At 72.6% G+C, this 17595-nt stretch carries 12 protein-coding genes; 6 read left to right on the forward strand and 6 right to left on the reverse strand.

Going from position 1 to position 17595, the window contains the following annotated elements:
* The first annotated feature begins 178 nt into the window (after positions 1-178).
* Positions 179-1060 carry a response regulator transcription factor gene (locus WME83_RS00060; RefSeq protein WP_437317207.1) on the forward strand — a complete coding sequence of 294 codons (882 nt, stop codon included), beginning with the start codon at positions 179-181 and terminating at the stop codon, positions 1058-1060.
* Positions 1061-1315: 255 nt separating this feature from the next.
* Complete coding sequence (locus tag WME83_RS00065) at positions 1316-4186, forward strand: ArnT family glycosyltransferase (protein WP_437317208.1); 2871 nt, start codon at positions 1316-1318, stop codon at positions 4184-4186.
* 336 nt (positions 4187-4522) lie between these two features.
* Here the strand turns inward: WME83_RS00065 and cobA are convergent, their stop codons facing one another.
* Entirely contained in the window at positions 4523-6214 is a 1692-nt protein-coding gene (cobA, locus tag WME83_RS00070) for a uroporphyrinogen-III C-methyltransferase (RefSeq protein WP_437317209.1), read from the reverse strand.
* 111 nt (positions 6215-6325) lie between these two features.
* Between cobA and WME83_RS00075 the strand changes: the two genes are divergently transcribed.
* The 3 genes from WME83_RS00075 (at position 6326) to WME83_RS00085 (ending at position 8413) form a co-directional block, all read left to right on the forward strand.
* Complete coding sequence (locus WME83_RS00075; protein ID WP_437317210.1) at positions 6326-6703, forward strand: DUF4339 domain-containing protein; 378 nt, start codon at positions 6326-6328, stop codon at positions 6701-6703.
* A gap of 213 nt (positions 6704-6916) precedes the next feature.
* Positions 6917-7900 carry a porphobilinogen synthase gene (gene hemB, locus WME83_RS00080; RefSeq protein WP_437317211.1) on the forward strand — a complete coding sequence of 328 codons (984 nt, stop codon included), beginning with the start codon at positions 6917-6919 and terminating at the stop codon, positions 7898-7900.
* A 3-nt stretch (positions 7901-7903) separates the two neighbouring features.
* Entirely contained in the window at positions 7904-8413 is a 510-nt protein-coding gene (locus WME83_RS00085) for a hypothetical protein (RefSeq protein WP_437317212.1), read from the forward strand.
* On the opposite strand, the gene WME83_RS00090 is transcribed toward WME83_RS00085, so the two are convergent.
* From WME83_RS00090 to WME83_RS00100, 3 genes are read right to left on the reverse strand one after another with little or no spacing between them, the layout of a single operon-like run.
* Entirely contained in the window at positions 8410-10329 is a 1920-nt protein-coding gene (locus tag WME83_RS00090) for an ABC transporter ATP-binding protein (protein ID WP_437317213.1), read from the reverse strand. The genes WME83_RS00085 and WME83_RS00090 overlap by 4 nt on opposite strands.
* A 29-nt stretch (positions 10330-10358) precedes the next feature.
* Positions 10359-12155: an ABC transporter ATP-binding protein gene (locus tag WME83_RS00095; protein WP_437317214.1), complete on the reverse strand. Its 1797-nt coding sequence runs from the start codon at positions 12153-12155 to the stop codon at positions 10359-10361.
* Positions 12156-12181: 26 nt separating this feature from the next.
* Positions 12182-13597 (reverse strand): hypothetical protein, encoded by a 1416-nt coding sequence (locus WME83_RS00100; protein WP_437317215.1) that lies wholly within the window; start codon positions 13595-13597, stop codon positions 12182-12184.
* Between the two features lie 379 nt (positions 13598-13976).
* Between WME83_RS00100 and WME83_RS00105 the strand changes: the two genes are divergently transcribed.
* Positions 13977-14588: a zinc-ribbon domain containing protein gene (locus WME83_RS00105; RefSeq protein ID WP_437317216.1), complete on the forward strand. Its 612-nt coding sequence runs from the start codon at positions 13977-13979 to the stop codon at positions 14586-14588.
* Positions 14589-14674: 86 nt separating this feature from the next.
* Here WME83_RS00105 and WME83_RS00110 read toward each other — a convergent pair whose 3' ends face one another.
* Positions 14675-16570 carry a serine/threonine-protein kinase gene (locus WME83_RS00110; protein ID WP_437317217.1) on the reverse strand — a complete coding sequence of 632 codons (1896 nt, stop codon included), beginning with the start codon at positions 16568-16570 and terminating at the stop codon, positions 14675-14677.
* Between the two features lie 181 nt (positions 16571-16751).
* On the reverse strand, positions 16752-17594 hold the full coding sequence (locus WME83_RS00115; RefSeq protein WP_437317218.1) for an HAD hydrolase family protein: 843 nt from the start codon (positions 17592-17594) through the stop codon (positions 16752-16754).
* Position 17595 lies beyond the last annotated feature (1 nt).

Here is a 17595-nt window from a genome sequence, read left to right on the forward strand (position 1 = left end):
TGGGGGGCGCCTCGGCTCCGCCCACGGGCGTGGGACCGGGCTCTACCGGCGCGGAAAACGCACATCCGCGGGGCCCGCGGGGGCGAAATACACCGCGAATGTTGACACATCGCGCGACCGGAGCCGAAGATATCCAGAGCCGTCATCGCTTTCTCGCCATCTGAGAGGAGACCCGTTCGTGGCCAGCACCCTTCTCGCCGTAGACGACAGCGTGACCATGCGCAAAGTGCTCGAAATCACCTTTGCGGGTCAGGATTTCCGCGTCGTGACGGCGAGCAGCGCCGACGCTGCGCTGCAGAAGCTCAAGAGCGATAAACCCGACCTGGTGATCGCCGACGTCACGCTCGAGCCGAAGAACGGCTACGAGCTGTGCAAGGCGATCAAGCAGGCCTCACCGGCGACGCCCGTCCTGATCCTGTCGTCCAAGCAGAACCCGTTCGATCCCGCGAAGGGCTCGAGCGCGCAAGCCGACGACCACATGGACAAGCCGTTCGACACGCAGCAGATGATCGACAAGGTCAAGAAGCTGCTGGCGTCGCGCGGCGAGGCGAAGCCCGCCGCCGCGGCTCCTGCCGCTGCTGCTGCGACGCCTGCGCCCGCGCGGGCTCCCGCCGCCGCGGCGCAGCCGGCCGCGGCGGCGCAGCCCGCCGCCGCGGCGCAGCCTGCCGCCGCGGGCGCGAGCCCGCTCCAGCGCGCGAAGACCCTCATCTACACGCCGAACGCGCCCGCCGCCACCACCGCTGCGCCGGCCCAGGCCTCGGTCAAGACGGCGCCCGGCGGCGGCGCGAACGTGCCGGTCACGACGACGATGGCCTTCTCGCCGACGCCGGTGTCGGGCGTGCCGAAGACGGCGTCCGGTCCTGCGGCGGTCGCGGCCACCGCCTCCGCGCAGGTGAACGGCCAGATGGCGAGCAAGCTCGAGGGCCTCGGGCTCAGCGCCGAGCAGGTCGAGGCCGTGATGGCGCTGTCCCGCGACGTCGTGGAGCGCGTCGTCTGGGAGGTCGTGCCGGTCCTCGCCGAGACGATCATCAAGGAAGAGATCGCGCGCCTGACGAAGTAGCCGCGCGCGCCTCGGGCTTCGCGCGGCCGCGGTCATCGCGCCGCGCCGGCGGTCCGGGCGCGGCGCGCGATCCGGGGCGGCGCGCCCTCACGAGCGGCCGCCCTCGGGTCGAGCTCGTGCAGACCTGAGGGACGCCCGCGCGTGCATGCGTCGATCGAGCGGCGCGCGCTGAGCGAGCGCGCGCGACCGCTGCTTTGCCCAGCGACGCAGAGTTGCTACGTCAGGGCCGCGCCTCGTTCCGCGTTCGGCGCAGCCATGAACGACACGCACGACAAGAGCAGCGGCGCGCCCGCGGACGCCCGCGACGGGACGACCGCGGCGGACGAGACGACCGAGGGCGGCGTGGCGGGCTCCGGCGCCGCGGAGCCACGCGCCCCCGCGCCGGAGGACGAGGCGGCGGCGCGCGACGGCGCGGCCGGCGCGGACGAGGCGACGGCGCGCGACGGCGCGGCCGGCGCGGACGACGCCGCGCCCGACACCGACGAGGTGCGCCTCGTGCCGCAGGGCAATCCGCTCCGCTGGCGTGGCGCTGCAGTGTCCGCCGCGGGCGCCCTGCTCGCGTTCGTCGTGATGGCGCTCGCGCCTCAGCTTCGCTGGGGCGTCCCGCTCGGCGCGCTCGGGATCGCCGTCGCGACGCTCGGCCTGCTCGACCTGCTCGGCACGTTCGACGATCCGCCGGATCGCGTCGCCGCGCGCGTCGGGATCCGGGATCTGCTCGGCCCGCTCGCCCTGCTCGGCTCCGGGCTCGCCGCGTTCTTCGTCCTCGTCACGCTCAGCGTCGCGGGCTACCTCTCGCCGAGCTCCCTCTCGCGGGGCGGCGCGCCCACGCTGCTCTCGCTGGCGGTGCCCGCCGTCGCCGTCCCTGCCGCGTTCCTCACGGCCGTGGTCGGCGCGTTCCGGCTCGGCGAGCGCCTCGGCCCCTGCCGCGCCGACGAGACCGGCGCTCCGCGCCCCCTCCTCCGGCGGCACGGCTTCTGGCTCGTCGCCCTCGTCACGCTGCTCTACCTCCCGATGCTCGGGAGCCACGCGCTCACCGACCCGTGGGAGACGCACTACGGCGAGGTCGCGCGCGAGATCCTGGCCAGGAACGACTGGATCTCCCTCTGGTGGGCGCAGGACGGCTGGTTCTGGTCGAAGCCGGTGCTCGACTTCTGGATGCAGGCGCTCGCCATGGCGGCCTTCGGCGTCCGCTACCGGTCGGGCGAGATGCTCTCGGCCGTGGCCGAGGGGCGCACGCCGTGGCCCGAGTGGGCGGTCCGGCTGCCCATCTTCGCGCTGACGCTCATCGCCGTTTACCTCCTCTACAAGGCCGTCTCGCGGATCTTCAGCCGCCGCGCGGGGCTGCTCGCGGGCGTCGTCCTCACCACCATGCCGCAGTGGTTCATGGTCTCCCACCAGACCATGACCGACATGCCCTTCGTCGCGACGATGGCCGCGGCGATGGCGCTCCTCCTGCTCGGCATCCACACCGACGACGCCGAGGAGGCGCGCGTCTACGAGGTCGATCTCGGCGCGCTCAAGGTGGGCCTCTCGCTCTACCACCTCGTGCTCGGGGCGATCGTCGCCTGCGCGCTGCCGCAGGTCCTCTACCTGCTGTCGCGCCACGTCGAGATCCACGCGGCGCCCTTCGGCCTGCGCCTCCACGGCGACGTCTTCAGCTCCGGCTCGCCGGGTAACTGCGGGCTCCCCGGCAACGAGGCCTGCCGGTCGGTGCTGCCCGTGCTCCCCGGACTGCAGCCGGCGCTCCAGGCGATCATCTGGGCGCAGACGCTCGGGATCGTCCTGTACGCCAGCTGGGGCGAGCGGCGCGTCCAGCGGCTCCTCTTCCTCGCCGCGTGGTTCTTCGCCGCCCTCTCCACGATGGCCAAGGGGCCTGCCGGCTTCGGGCTCCCGGTGCTCTGCGCCCTCGGTTACGTCGTCGTCTCGCGCCGGTACCGCGACCTGCTCAAGATGGAGATCCCCGTCGGGCTGCTCGTGCTCGCGTGCGTCGCGCTCCCCTGGTTCGTCGCCATGTACGCGCGGCACGGCCAGCCGTTCACCGACCGGCTCCTGTTCCACGACATGTTCAAGCGCGCCTTCACCCACGTGCACGACACGAACGAGGGCGACGACGTGAGCTTCCGCTACTACGTGTGGCAGCTCGGCTACGCGATGTTCCCGTGGACGGGGCTCGTGCCCGCCTCGCTCGTGTGGTGGCTCCGGCGGCGCGAGGGCGGAGCCCCGGACGAGCCCGGCGCGGCCGAGGTCCGAAGGAGCGACGCCTCGGTGTTCCTGGCGATGTGGTTCCTCTTCGGCTTCGCGCTCTTCTCGCTGATGCTGACGAAGTTCCACCACTACATCCTGCCGGCCGTCCCGCCGGCGGCGATGCTCACCGGGATCCTGCTCGACGACATGCTGCGCCTGGAGGCCCGCGCGGGCGCGCTGGGCTCGGGCGCGGCCTCCGCGCCGGCGCCGCCTTCGCGCGCGCTGGCGACGGTCGTCTATGAGCGCGCGATGCTCGGCGCCGTCGCGATCGGCGCCGCGCTCCTCGTCTTCTTCGTCGGGCGCGATCTCGCGATGGCGCGCGAGGGGCAGCCGAGCCAGGCAAGGCTGCTGCACCTCTTCACGTACAACTACAAGCGCCCTTGGCCGCAGTCGCTCGACTTCTCGGCGACCCTGTGGGCCTTCACCGCCGCGGCGGCCCTCCTGTGCTTGCTGCTGGTGGTCGCGCGGCTCCGCCGCCTCGCCCTCTACGCGCTCGCCTCGCTCGCGATCGCGTTCACGGCGTGGGGGCTCGACGTGTACTTCGTGCGGACGTCGCCCCACTGGGGCCAGCGCGAGACCTTGCTCGCCTACGCGCGCGCGAGCCAGGAGATCCCAGGGCCGCTCGTCGCCTACCAGATGAACTGGAAGGGCGAGAACTTCTACGCCGGCAACAAGCTGGCCGCCTTCGTCTCGAGCGGGAAGAAGTTTCAGGACTACATCAACGAGCAGAAGAAGAAGGGCGTGAAGACCTTCTACTTCGTCACCGAGCACGGGCGCATCAACTCCCTGTCGAACGAGCTCGGCAGCCCTCGCATCTTCGAGCGGCTCACGTCCATCGAGCTCAACAACAAGTTCCTCGTCGTCCGGGCGACCTTCGAGTGACCGAACGGCGACCGAAGGCCTTTGTCTCACCACCGCTGTCCGGATGTGAGGCTGTACGCCTGCTCCGAACCGACGAGTGCGGTTCTAGATTGATGACAGCGCCTGGACATCGGATGTCCCTTGCAGCTATGTCCGTGCGGTAACGCAAGGGCGCAAGGCAGGTCCTGCTCGGACGCTCTAAGTATTCGAATTCACTTCGGGAAGGCGCAGGCACGCCTCCTGCTCTCTCCGGGGCCGAGCGTCGCGGCGGAGACCTTCCCCCCCCCAGGTCCGCCGCGGCGCTCTTTCTTTGCGCCCTCGAGCGCGGAGCTCGTCGCACGCCGTGCGAGCAGCTCCTCAGTCGGCGGCGCTCGTCGGTGCAGCTTGCAACGCAGCAAAATATCGATCCAGCGCGTCGAGGAGACCTGCTGTGGTGCTCACCTCGGCGGTCACGCCGACCCGGAGCCCCCGCTTCTCGGCGGTCGCGGTCGTGATCGGGCCGATGCTCGCCAGGAGCACGCGGTCGAGGCGCGCCGCGGCGCCCTCGCCGAGGAGATCGCACAGGCTGTCGACGGTGCTGCTCGACGTGAGCAGCACGACGTCGATCTCGCCCGCCGAGAGCGCCCGGAGCAGCTGCTCGCGGCGATCGCTCGAGGCGGGGCGGGTCTCGTAGACGGGCACGACGTCCACCTCGCAGCCGGCGGCGCGGAGCCGCTCGGGGAGCACCTCGCGGGCGACGAGCGCGCGCGCGAGCAGGACGCGGACCGGCGAGCGCGCCGCCCTGCGCTCGGCCAGCGCGGGGTCGGCGAGGATGGCCTCCGCGAGCTCCTCGCCGCGGAACTCCTTCGGGACGATGTCGGCGCGGACGCCGCGCGCGGCGAGCGCTGCAGCCGTCCCGACCCCGATCGCGGCGAGGCGGGCCGAGCCGAAGGCGCGCGCGTCCAGGCCGAGCCGATCCAGCTCCTCGAAGAAGCGCGAGACCCCGTTCTCGCTCGTGAACACGACGGCGTGGTACCCGGAGAGCCCGCGGACCGCCGCGGTGACGCGCGCAGGGTCGGGCGGCGGGTGGATCTCGATGGTCGCGAGCTCCACCGCCTCGCCGCCGCGGAGGCGGATGAGCCGCGACGTCGAGCGCGCCTGGTGCCGCGGCCGGGTCACGAGCACGCGCTTGCCGAACAGCGGCTTCCGGTCGAACCAGCGCAGCGCGTCCCTGAGGCCGGTGACGGCGCCGACGACGATGACCGCGGGGCTCTGGAGCCCCGCCTCCCGGGCGCGGCGGGGCAGCTCGTCGAGGCGGCTCGAGACGACGCGCTGGTCGGCCCGCGTGCCCCACTGGATGGCCGCCGCCGGCGTCGCAGGATCGCGGCGACCCGGCCCCATCAGCCCCTCGACCACCGCGTCGAGGGCCTGCATGCCCATCAGGACGCAGATGGTCCCGCGGACCGAGGCGAGCTCGCTCCAGTCGAACCCCTTGCCCGCCCGGGTGACGCCGCTGACGATCATCACGCTGGAGGCGATGTGCCGGTGCGTCAGCGAGATGCCGGCGTAGGCCGTCGCGCCGAGCGGAGAGCAGACGCCCGGCACCACCTCGAACGGCACCCCGGCCCGCGCGAGCGCCTCCGCTTCCTCCGAGCCGCGCCCGAAGAGGAACGGGTCGCCGCCCTTCAGGCGGACGACGCTGCGGCCCGCGAGCCCGAGCGCGACGAGCTCCGCGTCGATCTCCGCCTGCTTCGCGTCCTTTACGACCCGATCGCCGCCGCGCTTGCCGACCGAGCGCACCTCGGCGCCCTCCCGCACGCCGTCCAAGAGCGCCGGGTGGACCAGCTCGTCGTGCAGCACGACGTCGGCCGTGGCGAGCAGCTCCGCGCCGCGCAGCGTGAAGAGCCCCGGGTCACCCGGGCCCGCGCCGACGAGGTACACGACGCCCGGCCTGGCGGCGCCCGGCCCCCCGCCCGCGGCCCGCAGCGCCGCCGCGCCGTGGCCCTCGTCGGAGGGATCGTCGCGCCTTGGAAGCACCGTCAAACTCTCGTCGTTTTGTCGTTCACTCATGGCAGACGTTGATTGTCATAGCGAATCTGCAGTGATGTTGACTCGGTGCGTTAAGGGGATAGAATCGCACCCGGTTCGATTCAACGTCCGGCGGTTTCTGGAGTCCATTCAATGAGATCTGTGAAACTGTCCCAGGAGCTGCGGAGCTCGGAGCGCGGCTTTACGGACCGATGGTACGTCACCAACGGGGAGCGATCGGTCGGTCCGGTCAGGCTCGACCAGCTCGCGCGCGGCATCGAGAACGGAGTCGTCCCGCTCGATAGCTTCGTCCGCAATGAAGCATGGACCGTGTGGTGCCCGCTGTCCGACATTGCAATGGTCACGGTCGCCGCCACGGATACGCCTGCGAACCAGCCGGACGAGGCCTTGGCGCTGGACGCGGACGACGACGATACGGTCCCGCTGTCGTCCCAGCAGACGTCCGCTCCGGTGACGCCGCCGCGTCCGGGGCCGGCCGTGCGCCAGACCGTGCGCCCTGGAGCGGCCTAGCGTTGAGCGACGTCCGCGCGCGCGGCCCGCGCTGGGGGCGGGCGCCGCGCGCGGCGGGGCAGGCGCGGCCGGCAGAAGGAAAGTGGAGGGCCGGTCTCATGCGGGCGGTTTCGGGCGAACACTAACCGATTCCAGCGCTCGGGCGATCCACGGATCGCGCGCGGCGAGACCGGAGCGGTCCCCGCGGGCGAAGGGCTGCTATGCTCCGCCGCCGTGTTCCCCACGAAGCGACCGCGCCGGCTCCGCCGCACGCCCGCCCTCCGCGCCCTGGTGCGGGAGACGTCCCTGAACCCGGGGGATTTCATCCTCCCCCTCTTCTTCAACGAGGCGCTCGACGCGCCGCGCCCGGTCGGGACGATGCCGGGCGTCTCGCAGCTGCCCGTGAGCGCCGCGGCGGCGCAGGCGCGGCTCTGCAAGGAGCACGGCATCGGCGGGACGATCCTGTTCGGGCTGCCGCGCACCAAGGACGCGTCGGGCTCGAGCGCCTACGACCCCGACGGCCCGGTCCCGCGCGCCGTGAAGGCGATGAAGGACGCGGTGCCGGAGCTGCTCGTGATCACCGACGTGTGCGTCGACGAGTACACCGATCACGGCCACTGCGGCCTGCTCCGGGAGGACGCGTCCGGCGCGGTGGACGTCGACAACGACGCGACGCTGGAGGTGCTCGCGCGGGCGGCGGTGGTCCACGCCAAGGCGGGGGCCGACGTCGTCGCGCCGAGCGACATGATGGACGGCCGCGTCGCCGCCATCCGGCGCGCGCTCGACGCCGAGTCGCTGACGGGGACGGCGCTCCTCTCCTACGCCGTGAAATATGCGTCCGGCTTCTACGGGCCGTTCCGCGAGGCGGCGGACTGCGCGCCCAAGTTCGGCGACCGAGCGGGCTACCAGATGGACCCCGGAAACGCGCGCGAGGGCCTCCGCGAGGCGGCGCTCGACGAGGAGGAGGGGGCCGACATGCTCATGGTGAAGCCCGCGCTCGCGTACCTCGATGTCATCGCGCGCGTGCGCGAGGCGACGACGCTGCCGCTCGGCGCCTACAACGTCAGCGGCGAGTACGCGATGATCAAGGCGGCCGCCGAGCGGGGCATGATCGACGAGAAGCGGGCGGTGCTCGAGCTGCTCACGTCGATCCGGCGCGCCGGGGCCGATTTCATCCTCACCTACCACGCGCTCGACGCCGCGCGCTGGCTCGGCTGAGCCATGCGGAGCGAGGACGCGGGCCGGGGCGCTGCGCGGCGCTCGGGGTGGGCCGCCGCCTGCGCGGTGGGCGCGGCCGCCGCCCTCGCTGCGGGCTGCGCGCCGAGCCGGTGCGACCGGTCCGAGAGCGCGAACCCGCCCGTCGAGTTCACCGAGGCCACGCCGGCGGGGGGCATCTACGAGACGTCGGCGCCGGACGGCGAGCTCCTCTATTTCCCGGGGGGCATGCGGTACGCGCTCAAGCACGGCCTCGGCGCGCGGCCGCGATGGTGGCAGGTGTACCTGTCGTTCGAGAGCGACGGCACGAGGCGCGGCGGCACGCTGGCGCACGCGGCGGGCAACCAGGCCGAGGTGACGTGCGCGGACGACGAGCACCTGATCGTGATGAACGACAGCTGCTCCGAGTACTGGCTGCGGGTGGTCGCCGGAGGCGCGGACGTCGCCGACGAGGGCGCGTCGGGGGCCGCCGGCAAGTGCTACGTCGACGACGACCCGGCGCCCGCCGATCCCTAGGCGTGCGCCGCCGCCTGCCGGGCGAACTGCAGCCGGTACAGCTTGCTGTAGACGCCGCCGGCGGCGAGCAGATCCTCGTGCGTGCCCTGCTCGACGACGCAGCCCTTGTGGAAGACGACGATGCGATCGACGGCGCGGATCGTCGAGAGGCGGTGCGCGATGATCAGCGCGGTGCGCCCCTCCATGGCGCCCTCGAGCGCGCGCTGCAGGCGCGCCTCGGTGTCGCTGTCGACGTTGGCCGTGGCCTCGTCCAGGATGAGGAGCGGCGGATCGCGGTAGAGGGCGCGGGCGAAGGCGATCAGCTGGCGCTCGCCCGCGCTGAAGTTGCTGCCGCGCTCGAGCACCGGGGCGTCGAGGCCGCCCTCGCGGCGTTCGAAGAGATCGAGCGCGCCGATGCGGTTCAGCGCGTTCACCACCTTCGCGCGATCCGGGATCGCGTCGCCGGCCGCGATGTTCGTGAGCACCGTGCCGGGGAACAGGAACACGTCCTGCGGGACGACGGCGAACTTGCGGCGCAGCTCGTCGCGCGCGTACGCGCGGACGTCGCGGCCGAAGACCCGCACGGTGCCCTCCTCCACGTCGTAGAGGCGGAGCAGCAGCGACGCCACGGTGCTCTTGCCGGCGCCGGTCGCGCCGACCAGCGCGACCTTCTCGCCGCTCCGCGCCGCGATCGAGACCTGCCGCAGCACGGGCGCGCCCGGCTTGTAGCCGAACACGACGTTGTCGAGCTCGAACGCGACGCTCTCGTCCGCGGCCTTCGCCGCGTCGGTACAGCTCGCCGTGGCCGTCGCGTCCTCGTCCTTGTTGTCGAGCAGCTCGAAGATGCGCTCCGCGCCGGCCATCGCGGACTGCAGCAGCGTGTACCGGGCCGACAGATCGCGGATCGGGACGAAGAACATGTCGATGTAGGCGACGAAGGCGAAGAGCGTCCCGAAGGAGATCTCCTCCTTGAAGCTCTTCACGCCCGCGTACCAGAGCACCGCGGCGATGCAGACGCTCGAGACCATCTCGATGGCGGCGTCGAGCGTCGCGTCGAGCACGATGGAGCGGTTGTTCGCGTTCCGGTAGGCGGCGTTGATGTCGTCGAACTCCTCGGCCGAGCGCTCCTCCCTGGCGTAGGCCTGCACGACGGCCATGCCGGAGACCTGCTCGTTGAGGTACGCGTTCATCCGGGCCGTCTTCGCCCGCACCTCCCGGAAGGCGTCGCGGATCCGGCGTCGCGTCCAGTTGACGCCGAGCGCGACGGGGGGCACCGCCGCGAAGGCGAGCAGCGACATGCGCCAGTCGAGCGACACCATCACCACGACGATGACGGCGAGGCGGAGCAGGTCGCCGAACGCGTTGAGCGCGCCCGACGCGAACATCTCGCCGATGGCGTCCACGTCGTTCGTCACCCGCGTGACGAGCCGGCCGACCGGCGTGCGATCGAAGAACCCGAGCCGCCGGGTGTGCAAGAACCCGAAGACGCGCACGCGCAGGTCGGCCATGGCGCGCGCGCCGGCGAGCTGCATCAGGTAGAGCTGCGGGAACGCGAGCGACTGCTCCGCGAGCATGACGCCCGTGAGCAAGAAGCCGTTGCGCGTGAGGCGATCGAGCCCGCCGGGCGCGTCGAAGGCGTCGAGCGCGTCGCGCATGATGAGCGGGCGCAAGAGCGCCAAGAGGGCGGTGACGATGAGCAGCGACAGCGAGAGCGCGAGGTGCTTGCCCTGCGGGCGCACGAACGGCCACAGCCGCAGCAGCATGCGCGCGTCGTACGCCTCGCCGAGCTGCGCCTCCTCGTGGAAGCGGCTCAGCACGTCCTCGGTGCGGCTCGCCTTCTTCGCCGCGCGGCCCCTGCTCGCCGAGGACGGCGCCGGCCGCCGCGGGCTCGCGCCCGCCTCTCCAGCGGCCGTGGCGCCGCTCGGTTTCGCCTGCATCGTCGCGCTTTCTCCTGAGCCTGGCTGCGTCACGAGAGCTCCACCGGCCGCGAGGACGGCGTCGCCTCGAGGGTCGCGAGATCCTCTTCGAGCTGCTGCTCCTCGGCGAACGACGCGTACAGCCCGCCGGCGCGGACGAGCTCGTCGTGCGTGCCGCGCTCGATGACCTGGCCCTGCTCCAGCACGATGATCGCGTCGCACCGCCGCGCGGCCGCCACCCGGTGCGTGATCAGGATGACCGTCCGCCGCGCGGCCTGTCGCTCGATCGCCGCGAGGATCGCCTGCTCGGTCTTGGCGTCGACGGCGGAGAGTGGATCGTCGAGGACGAGGACGCTCGGCTCGCGCACGAGCGCGCGCGCGAGCGCGACGCGCTGTCGCTGCCCGCCGGACAGCTGCACGCCCCGCTCGCCGACCACCGTGTCGAAGCCGTCCGGCAGCGAGAGGACCTCGTTCAGCACCTCGGCCTCGGCCGCGGCGGCGCGGATGGTCTCGAGCGCGGCGGGCGAGTCCGGATCGTCCAGCGAGTAGCCGATGTTGCGCGCCACCGTGGTGGAGAAGAGGAACGCGTCCTGCTGCGCGTAGCCGATGCTCGCGCGCACGGTCTCCAGGGGCAGATCGCAGATGTCGACGCCGTCCAGGAACACGGTGCCGCGCGGCGTGGGCATGAGCCGGGCGAGCAGCGTGGCGATGGTGCTCTTGCCCGAGCCCGTGCGCCCCACGATCGCGAGCGAGCCGCCCGCCTCGACGTCGAAGCTCACCCCGTCGACCACCTTCCTCGCGCCGTGGGAGAAGCTCAGCTCCTTGACGGAGATGGCGCCGCGGACGACCTCGGGGGCGGGCATCGGGCCGCTCACGACCTCGGGGATGGCGTCGAAGATGGCCTTGAGCCGCGCGTAGCCGGCGCGGCCGCGCTGGATGATCGCGGCGACGAAGCCGAGGGCGAGCACCGGCCACGTGAGCCGCAGCAGCGCGAGCCAGAAGGACACGAAGTCCCCCCTCGTCATCTGCTGCTCCAGCACGAGCTGCCCGCCGTACCAGAAGACGATGAGCACGCCGACCGAGCTGATGGCCCCCATGAGCGGCCCCATGGAGCCGCGCAGCTTGGCGAGCGAGAGGCTCTTCTCGAGGTACGCCTGGTTCGTGCTCGAGAACGCGGCCATCTCGGACCCCTCGAGCGCGAACGAACGGACGACCCGGACGCCCGCGAGGCTCGCGAGGACGCGGTCGCTCATGGCGCCGATCGCCTCCTGGTTGTCGCGGGTGCGGAGGAAGAGCTTGGTCGAGAACGACCGGGTGACGAGCATCAGCGCCGGCATCGTCAGGAGCGCCGCGAGCGTGAGCCGCTTCGAGATGTTGAGCATCACGTACAGGGCGCTCGCGAACGCGAAGAGCGAGCCGACGACGTTCAGCAGGCCGAAGCCGAGGAGGAGGCGGACCTGCGTCAGGTCGTTCGTCGCCCGGCTCATGATGTCGCCGGTCGGCATCTTGCGGAAGAAGGCCGGCCCGAGCTTGTGCAGGCGCGCGAGCAGGATCGCCCGGAGCTCGTACTCGACGTTGCGGCCCGCCGTGAAGATGGTGACCCGCGAGAACACGCGCATGATCGCGGCGCCCACGCTCACCGCGAGCATGATGAGCGCCGCCCGCGAGGCCTCGCTCGACTGGAGCTGCACGGCGGCGTCGACGGCGTCCTTCACGAGGAAGTCGCGCTTGGCCATGAGCAGCTGCTGCGTCGCGAGCAGCGCCGAGCCGGTCAGGTAGAGCGGGAGCTTGCTGCGGAACTGGGCGCCGAGGCCCACGGGGTAGGTTGAAGGATCGCGCTTGACCATTGCGGGGGAGTGCCGCGCGGCGACGCTCAGCGCGCCTTGCGCGGCGTCGGCGCGAGCGGCTTGCGGTGCGATGTCGAGAGCGCGGGTCGATCCCGCCCCTCGACGACGAGCTCGAGATCGTCGAGCTCGAGCCTGGTCGCGAGGAGGCCGAGCAGGACGCGCGCCCCTCCGCGACCATCGAGCTCGCTCACCACGCCGATCTTGTCGCCGAACGGACCTCGGCGCACGCGGACGCGGCTTCCCTTCTCGATCGCGCCGCCCTTCGCGGGCTCCGGCGCGGGCTTCGCCGCGGCGTCCGGCTCGCCGGACGGGGCGCGCTGCGCCCGCGGCGCGGGCTGGGCCGGCGGCCTCTGCGGAGCTTCGGCCTTCGCCTGCGGCTCCGCCTCGCCGTGCGGCGCTCGCCGGGCCGGGGCGCCGCCCTCCGCGCCGTGCCTCGGCGCGGGCCGCGGCTCTCCTCCGCGACCGGCGCCGCCGCCGCTCGTCGACTTGAACAGCGTCGCCAGGGTCGGCCGGCGGGCGGGGAGGGCGGCCTCGACGCGCTCGTCGCCGCGGGCCCTGGCCTGCTCCATCGATCGCTCGCGCGCCCGGGCCTGCTCGGAGCGCCACCGCTCGTTCTCGGCCTCGAGCTCGGCGTGGGCGCGCGCCCGCTCCTGCTCGATGCCCTCGAGCTTGCGGTCGAGCGCGATGCGATCGTTCTCGCGCGACCACGCGACGAGCCGGTAGATGGGGGCCAGCGCGACGAGCGCGTCCTCGAGCTGCTCGTCGAGGATGTCGGCGTGCTCGATCGCGGTCTCGCGCGGGACCGACCAGCCGATCCAGAGCGGCACCTGACCGTCGGCGGCGCGGCGGAGCATCTCCGTGATCGCGTCGGGCGTGGCCGCGCTGCACGCCACGCGATCGCCGCCGCCGGCGCCGAAGGAGAACTGCTCCGGGAGCGCGTGGAGCGCGCTCGTGAGCTCGGCGGCGAGCGGCGAGGCCGGCTCGCCGGTCTCCTCCTCGGTCGCCGAGAGGCGGGCCCGGAGGTTGTCGACGTCGACCTTCGCGTCCGGGTGGACGGCGAAGCACACCTGCACCTCGCCCTCCGAGATGCGCAGCGCGAGGAACGCGTGCCGCGTGTAGGGGCTCGGATCGTCGATCGCATCGGAGATCGAACGGCCGCGATCGAGCAGGCGATCGAGCTCGTCGCGCGCGGCCTGGTCGCGCCAGAAGAAGACCCACTGGCAGTCGGCCCGGTGCTTGTTGCGGATCGAGGGGTGCTCGTCCGAGCCATGGACGTCGACCGAGATGCCGAGCTCGCTCAGCCGGGCGACGACGCCGCGCGCCCAGGCGAGCGCGCGCTGCTTCACCTCGAGGCGAGGGCGCGAGTAGGCCTTCGAGGTCGCCTTTTCGGCGGCGTACGCGTCGAAGTCACGAGCGGTGAGGTGCAGGGAGGGATGGCTCATTGCTTCGACTGGGTGCGAGGCGCGGCGTGGCGTGGCGTGGGCGGGCGCAGCCCGCGGTCGGTCACGGGAGGAGCTGCGCTCCTCGTGAAAGGCGCGCGGATGGTATCGTGAGGAGCTTCGAAATCAAAGCCTCCACGCCGCGCGATCGATCCCGGCGATGCGTGGAGGCGGCACGCTTGACCGCCATGACAAGCATGTCACCGTAGGCACTCCCGTGCCCCCTCAAGAGGGCGATCCCACCCAGTTCATCGAGATCCCCGCGTAAATTGCGCATCTCCGGCGCAGCGGGGCCGCTCCCGGGCGCTCTCGTTTACCCCAGTCACCCGAGCACCCGAGCCCGTGAGCCTGCGAGGCCCGTCGGCCTGACGAAAGAGGAATCATGGAACAGCATCGAGACGAGCACATTGTCTGCGCGAGCTGCGGCACGTCGTTCCTATTCTCCGCTGCGGAAGCCGCCGTCTACGCCGAACGGCGGCTCGCGGCCCCGCCGAAGCGGTGCCGGACCTGCCGCCGCGCGCGCAAGGACAACCGAGGGGAGCACGAGAGCGCGTCGACCGCCCGCGCGGCGCAGCACCAGCGCCCTGGGCCGGCCCGGAGCGCCGGCGGCGGGTACCGCGGCGCGGCGCGCGGCGACGGTGGGCCTCGGAAGCCCCGCTATACGGGCGACGTGAACGAGTACCGCAGCCCGATGCAGGACGCGTACTCGGGGCTCTCGCCCGCGTGGACGGTGCCGAGCCAGTACCCGCGCCGTCCGCGCGGCGGCGCGCCCGTCCGCGACGACGGCAACTACCGCGCGCCGTCGTTCGCCGGCGAGCGCCGTGCTCCCGCGCAGGGCCGCGCCGCGGCGCAGCCGCCGCGCGCGCCGCGCAACCGTCCGACGTTCTCGATCACCTGCAAGTCGTGCGGCTCCGAGGGCGAGGTCCCGTTCAAGCCGGTCGAGGGCCGCGACGTGTTCTGTCAGGCGTGCTACCGCGCGCGCAAGCCTTCCTGAAGACCCCGCCAGCGCAGCCGCGAGCGCGCAGCAGCCCGGCCATCCCAGGCCGGGACTCTCGCGGGCAGCGCCAGCCCCGCACCTAGCTAGAGGCTGATCTCGCAGGCGAGCTCGGAGGTGAAGCCGAGCTCGCCGAGCGTGATCGTGACCTTCACGCCCCCGCCGGACGCGCGCCGCGCCGTCTCCTCGACCATCCCCACGACCCACAGCCGTAGCGGCAGCGAGGCGGGGTCGAAGTCGCCGATGTGGAGCGTCACCCGCCCGGTCGGCCCGGTGGCCACGCGCCACGAGCCGAACGTGAAGAGCCGCGACCAGATCGACGTCCCGCGGCGCATGAGCGACGCGATGTCGGTCAGCGGGCGGGCGAACAGCGTGCGCACGAGGCTGTGCAGCTCGCCGCCCACGCCGAGCCTCCCGATGTCGCGCCAGCGCTCGAGATCGCGCAGGACCAGCGACGTCGCGAGCTCCATGTAAGCGTCGAGCGCCTCGAGGTCGTACCCGACGAGCGCGTTGATCGAGTCGTGCTTGAAGTCGTCGGCGTAGCGGAGCGGCATCTGCGCGACGACCTCGTCGCGCGCGCTCCTCCCGTACTCGTCGACGATGGTGCGGTCGACGCTCCGCAGGACGGGGCCGCGCACCTGGTACTGCCCCCCCGCGAAGCGCGCCGGCAGCGGCCTGACCGGGGTGACGTTGGGCCGCCGCGTGTCGCGCTGCCGGTTGATGAGGGCGCCGAAGTCGGCGCTGCGCACGGTCGGCTCGGCGCGGAGGCCGAGGTCGGCGCTGCGCACCGTGGGGAGCGACTCGCCGCGCTGCGAGAGCAGGGTGGGCTCCGAGCCGCGGCTCCGCAGCGCGTTCGAGAGCGTCGCGCCGGGCGCGGGCTTCGCGGGCTCGGACGACGGCCGCATCATGGGCGGCGCCTCGGTGACGCGGCTGCCCGACACGAGCGGCGGCGAGATGCGCATCGGCGGCGCGGGGCTCACGTCGAACGACGTGCCCGCGCGCGAGCGGTCGCGCGAGGACGAGAGCCGATCGCGCTCGTTCTCCGGCGCGTTCCCGAGGCTCAGGGCCATCCGTCGCTGCACGTTGATGAGCCGGCCGAGCGCCGCCGTCCGCCGCGGCGGCTCGGGCGCGACGCGCTCGAGCTCGCGGACGACGTCGCCGGCCGTCTGGAAGCGCTTCGCGGGATCCTTCTGCAGGAGCCGCTGCACGATCGCCTCGAGCCGCGGGTCGACGGTCACGCCCGCCGAGGCGAGCGTCGGCACCTCCGCGTGCACGACGCGGAACGCCGTCGCCACGGCGGTCGGCGCGCGGAACGGCCGCGTGCCCGTGAGCACCTCGTACAGCAGGACGCCCACCGAGAAGAGATCGCTCCGCCCGTCGAGCGGCGACTCCCCCGTGGCCTGCTCCGGCGACAGGTAGTCCGGCGTCCCGAAGACGACGCCCGTGCGCGTCCGCGGCGAGGGGCCGTCGGAGTCGAGCACCTTGGCGATGCCGAAATCGAGCAGCCGGACGACGGCCGATCCGCGGCTCGGATCGAAGGCGATGAAGATGTTCTCGGGCTTGAGATCGCGGTGGATGATCCCGGCGCGGTGCGCGGCGTCGAGCGCCTCCAGCACCGGGATCGCGACCCCGACGGCGGCCTCCATGTCGAGGCGGCCGAAGCGCGCGAGCGCCATGCCGAGCGACTCGCCGTCGAGGTGCTCCATCACGATGTACGGACCGAGCTCGCCGACGCCCGCGTCGATCACGTCGACGATGTTCGGGTGGCGGATCCGGTTGACCGCCTGCGCTTCCTGGAAGAACCGGTGGGAGAGCTCCGAGTTGTCCGCCAGCTCGGGGTGGAGGAATTTGATCGCAACGGCGCGACCTGCGAGCACGTGCTCCGCCCGGAACACGTCGCCCATGCCGCCCCCGCCGATGCGCTCCGCGAGGCGGTACTTGTTGTCGACGAGGAGGCCGGGGGTCGGGGGTCGAAACGCCATCTGCTGCCGCTGGCGGGCGAGGGACCAAGGTCATGGTCCCCGAGAACACGCGCCCCTGTAAAGGGTTGGGAGGCACGCCCCTCCCGAAAGCTCGATCCTATTCCTTCGGGTTGCGTCGCGGCTAGGCTACCTGCTCCAGGTGTGGGGCGGATCGCACGCGAGGCCCTTGCGCGCGGGCAGATCACGGTTCAGGTGCATTCTTCCGCAGTTCGGCGATCCGGCCGGCGATCTCCGCGAACCCGCGGCCCATGGGCAGGGAGGCCACGAACTGGGGCGGCACCGAGAGCTTGCCGAGGTGGGCGCGCACGTTGGCTACGCCGAAGGTCAACGCAAATGCAGCGAAGGCGACGCCGTCGTTGCCGCTGTCGCCCACGAAGGCGTAGCGGTACCGCGCGCGGGTCGGATCCTCGCCGAACCGGCTCGAGAGCAGGCGCACGGCGCCCGTCGCCTTGTCGGACGGGTCGCGGGTGAGGTGGAGGTGGACGCTCGAGACGAGCGTCCTCACCCCCCGCTCGCGCAGCTCGGCGCGCATCCTCTGCACGTCCTCCGGCGGGACGCGCCGGTGCTCGCCGATGTCGATGGTAACGTCGGTCACCCTCTGGTCGTTGTCGTCTGCGAGCGCCGCCGCAGGAAAACGACGCACCATGTCATCGGCGAGCGCGACGAGCTCGGCCCGGCGGGCCCGCCGCGTGCCGCGGTCGAGCGCGTCGAGCGTGACGACGCGGCTCGCGCCGGCGCTCGGGGCGAGCCCTTCTCCGGGGCCGGCCTGCTCGCGGACCAGCGCGACGGCGCCGTTCTCGACGATCGTCGCGTCGATCGGCCATTGCCGCTGGATCACCTCGCCCCATCCGGCGGGCCTGCCGGTGCACGCGATCAACGCGAGCCCGGTCTCGCGCAGACGGAAGAGCGCTCCGTAGGCGGACTCGGTCAGGGCGCCGTGATCCAGCACGGTGTCGTCGAGGTCGAAGATCACCCCGGCGAGGCCGCGCGCGGCGCCGGGGGTCAGCAGAGAGAGCGGGTCCATC

The organism is Sorangium sp. So ce385 (assembly GCF_051474135.1).
Lineage (GTDB): Bacteria > Myxococcota_A > Polyangia > Polyangiales > Polyangiaceae > Sorangium > Sorangium cellulosum_D.

What these genes read in the sequence shown, in the direction of transcription:
- WME83_RS00095 (WP_437317214.1), bottom strand. Translation starts at nt 12,155, where the DNA reads ATGGTCAAGCGCGATCCTTCAACCTACCCCGTGGGCCTCGGCGCCCAG.
- WME83_RS00065 (WP_437317208.1), top strand. Translation starts at nt 1,316, where the DNA reads ATGAACGACACGCACGACAAGAGCAGCGGCGCGCCCGCGGACGCCCGC.
- WME83_RS00075 (WP_437317210.1), top strand. Translation starts at nt 6,326, where the DNA reads ATGAGATCTGTGAAACTGTCCCAGGAGCTGCGGAGCTCGGAGCGCGGC.
- WME83_RS00090 (WP_437317213.1), bottom strand. Translation starts at nt 10,329, where the DNA reads ATGCAGGCGAAACCGAGCGGCGCCACGGCCGCTGGAGAGGCGGGCGCG.
- WME83_RS00105 (WP_437317216.1), top strand. Translation starts at nt 13,977, where the DNA reads ATGGAACAGCATCGAGACGAGCACATTGTCTGCGCGAGCTGCGGCACG.
- cobA (WP_437317209.1), bottom strand. Translation starts at nt 6,214, where the DNA reads ATGAGTGAACGACAAAACGACGAGAGTTTGACGGTGCTTCCAAGGCGC.
- WME83_RS00085 (WP_437317212.1), top strand. Translation starts at nt 7,904, where the DNA reads ATGCGGAGCGAGGACGCGGGCCGGGGCGCTGCGCGGCGCTCGGGGTGG.
- WME83_RS00110 (WP_437317217.1), bottom strand. Translation starts at nt 16,570, where the DNA reads ATGGCGTTTCGACCCCCGACCCCCGGCCTCCTCGTCGACAACAAGTAC.
- WME83_RS00115 (WP_437317218.1), bottom strand. Translation starts at nt 17,594, where the DNA reads ATGGACCCGCTCTCTCTGCTGACCCCCGGCGCCGCGCGCGGCCTCGCC.
- WME83_RS00100 (WP_437317215.1), bottom strand. Translation starts at nt 13,597, where the DNA reads ATGAGCCATCCCTCCCTGCACCTCACCGCTCGTGACTTCGACGCGTAC.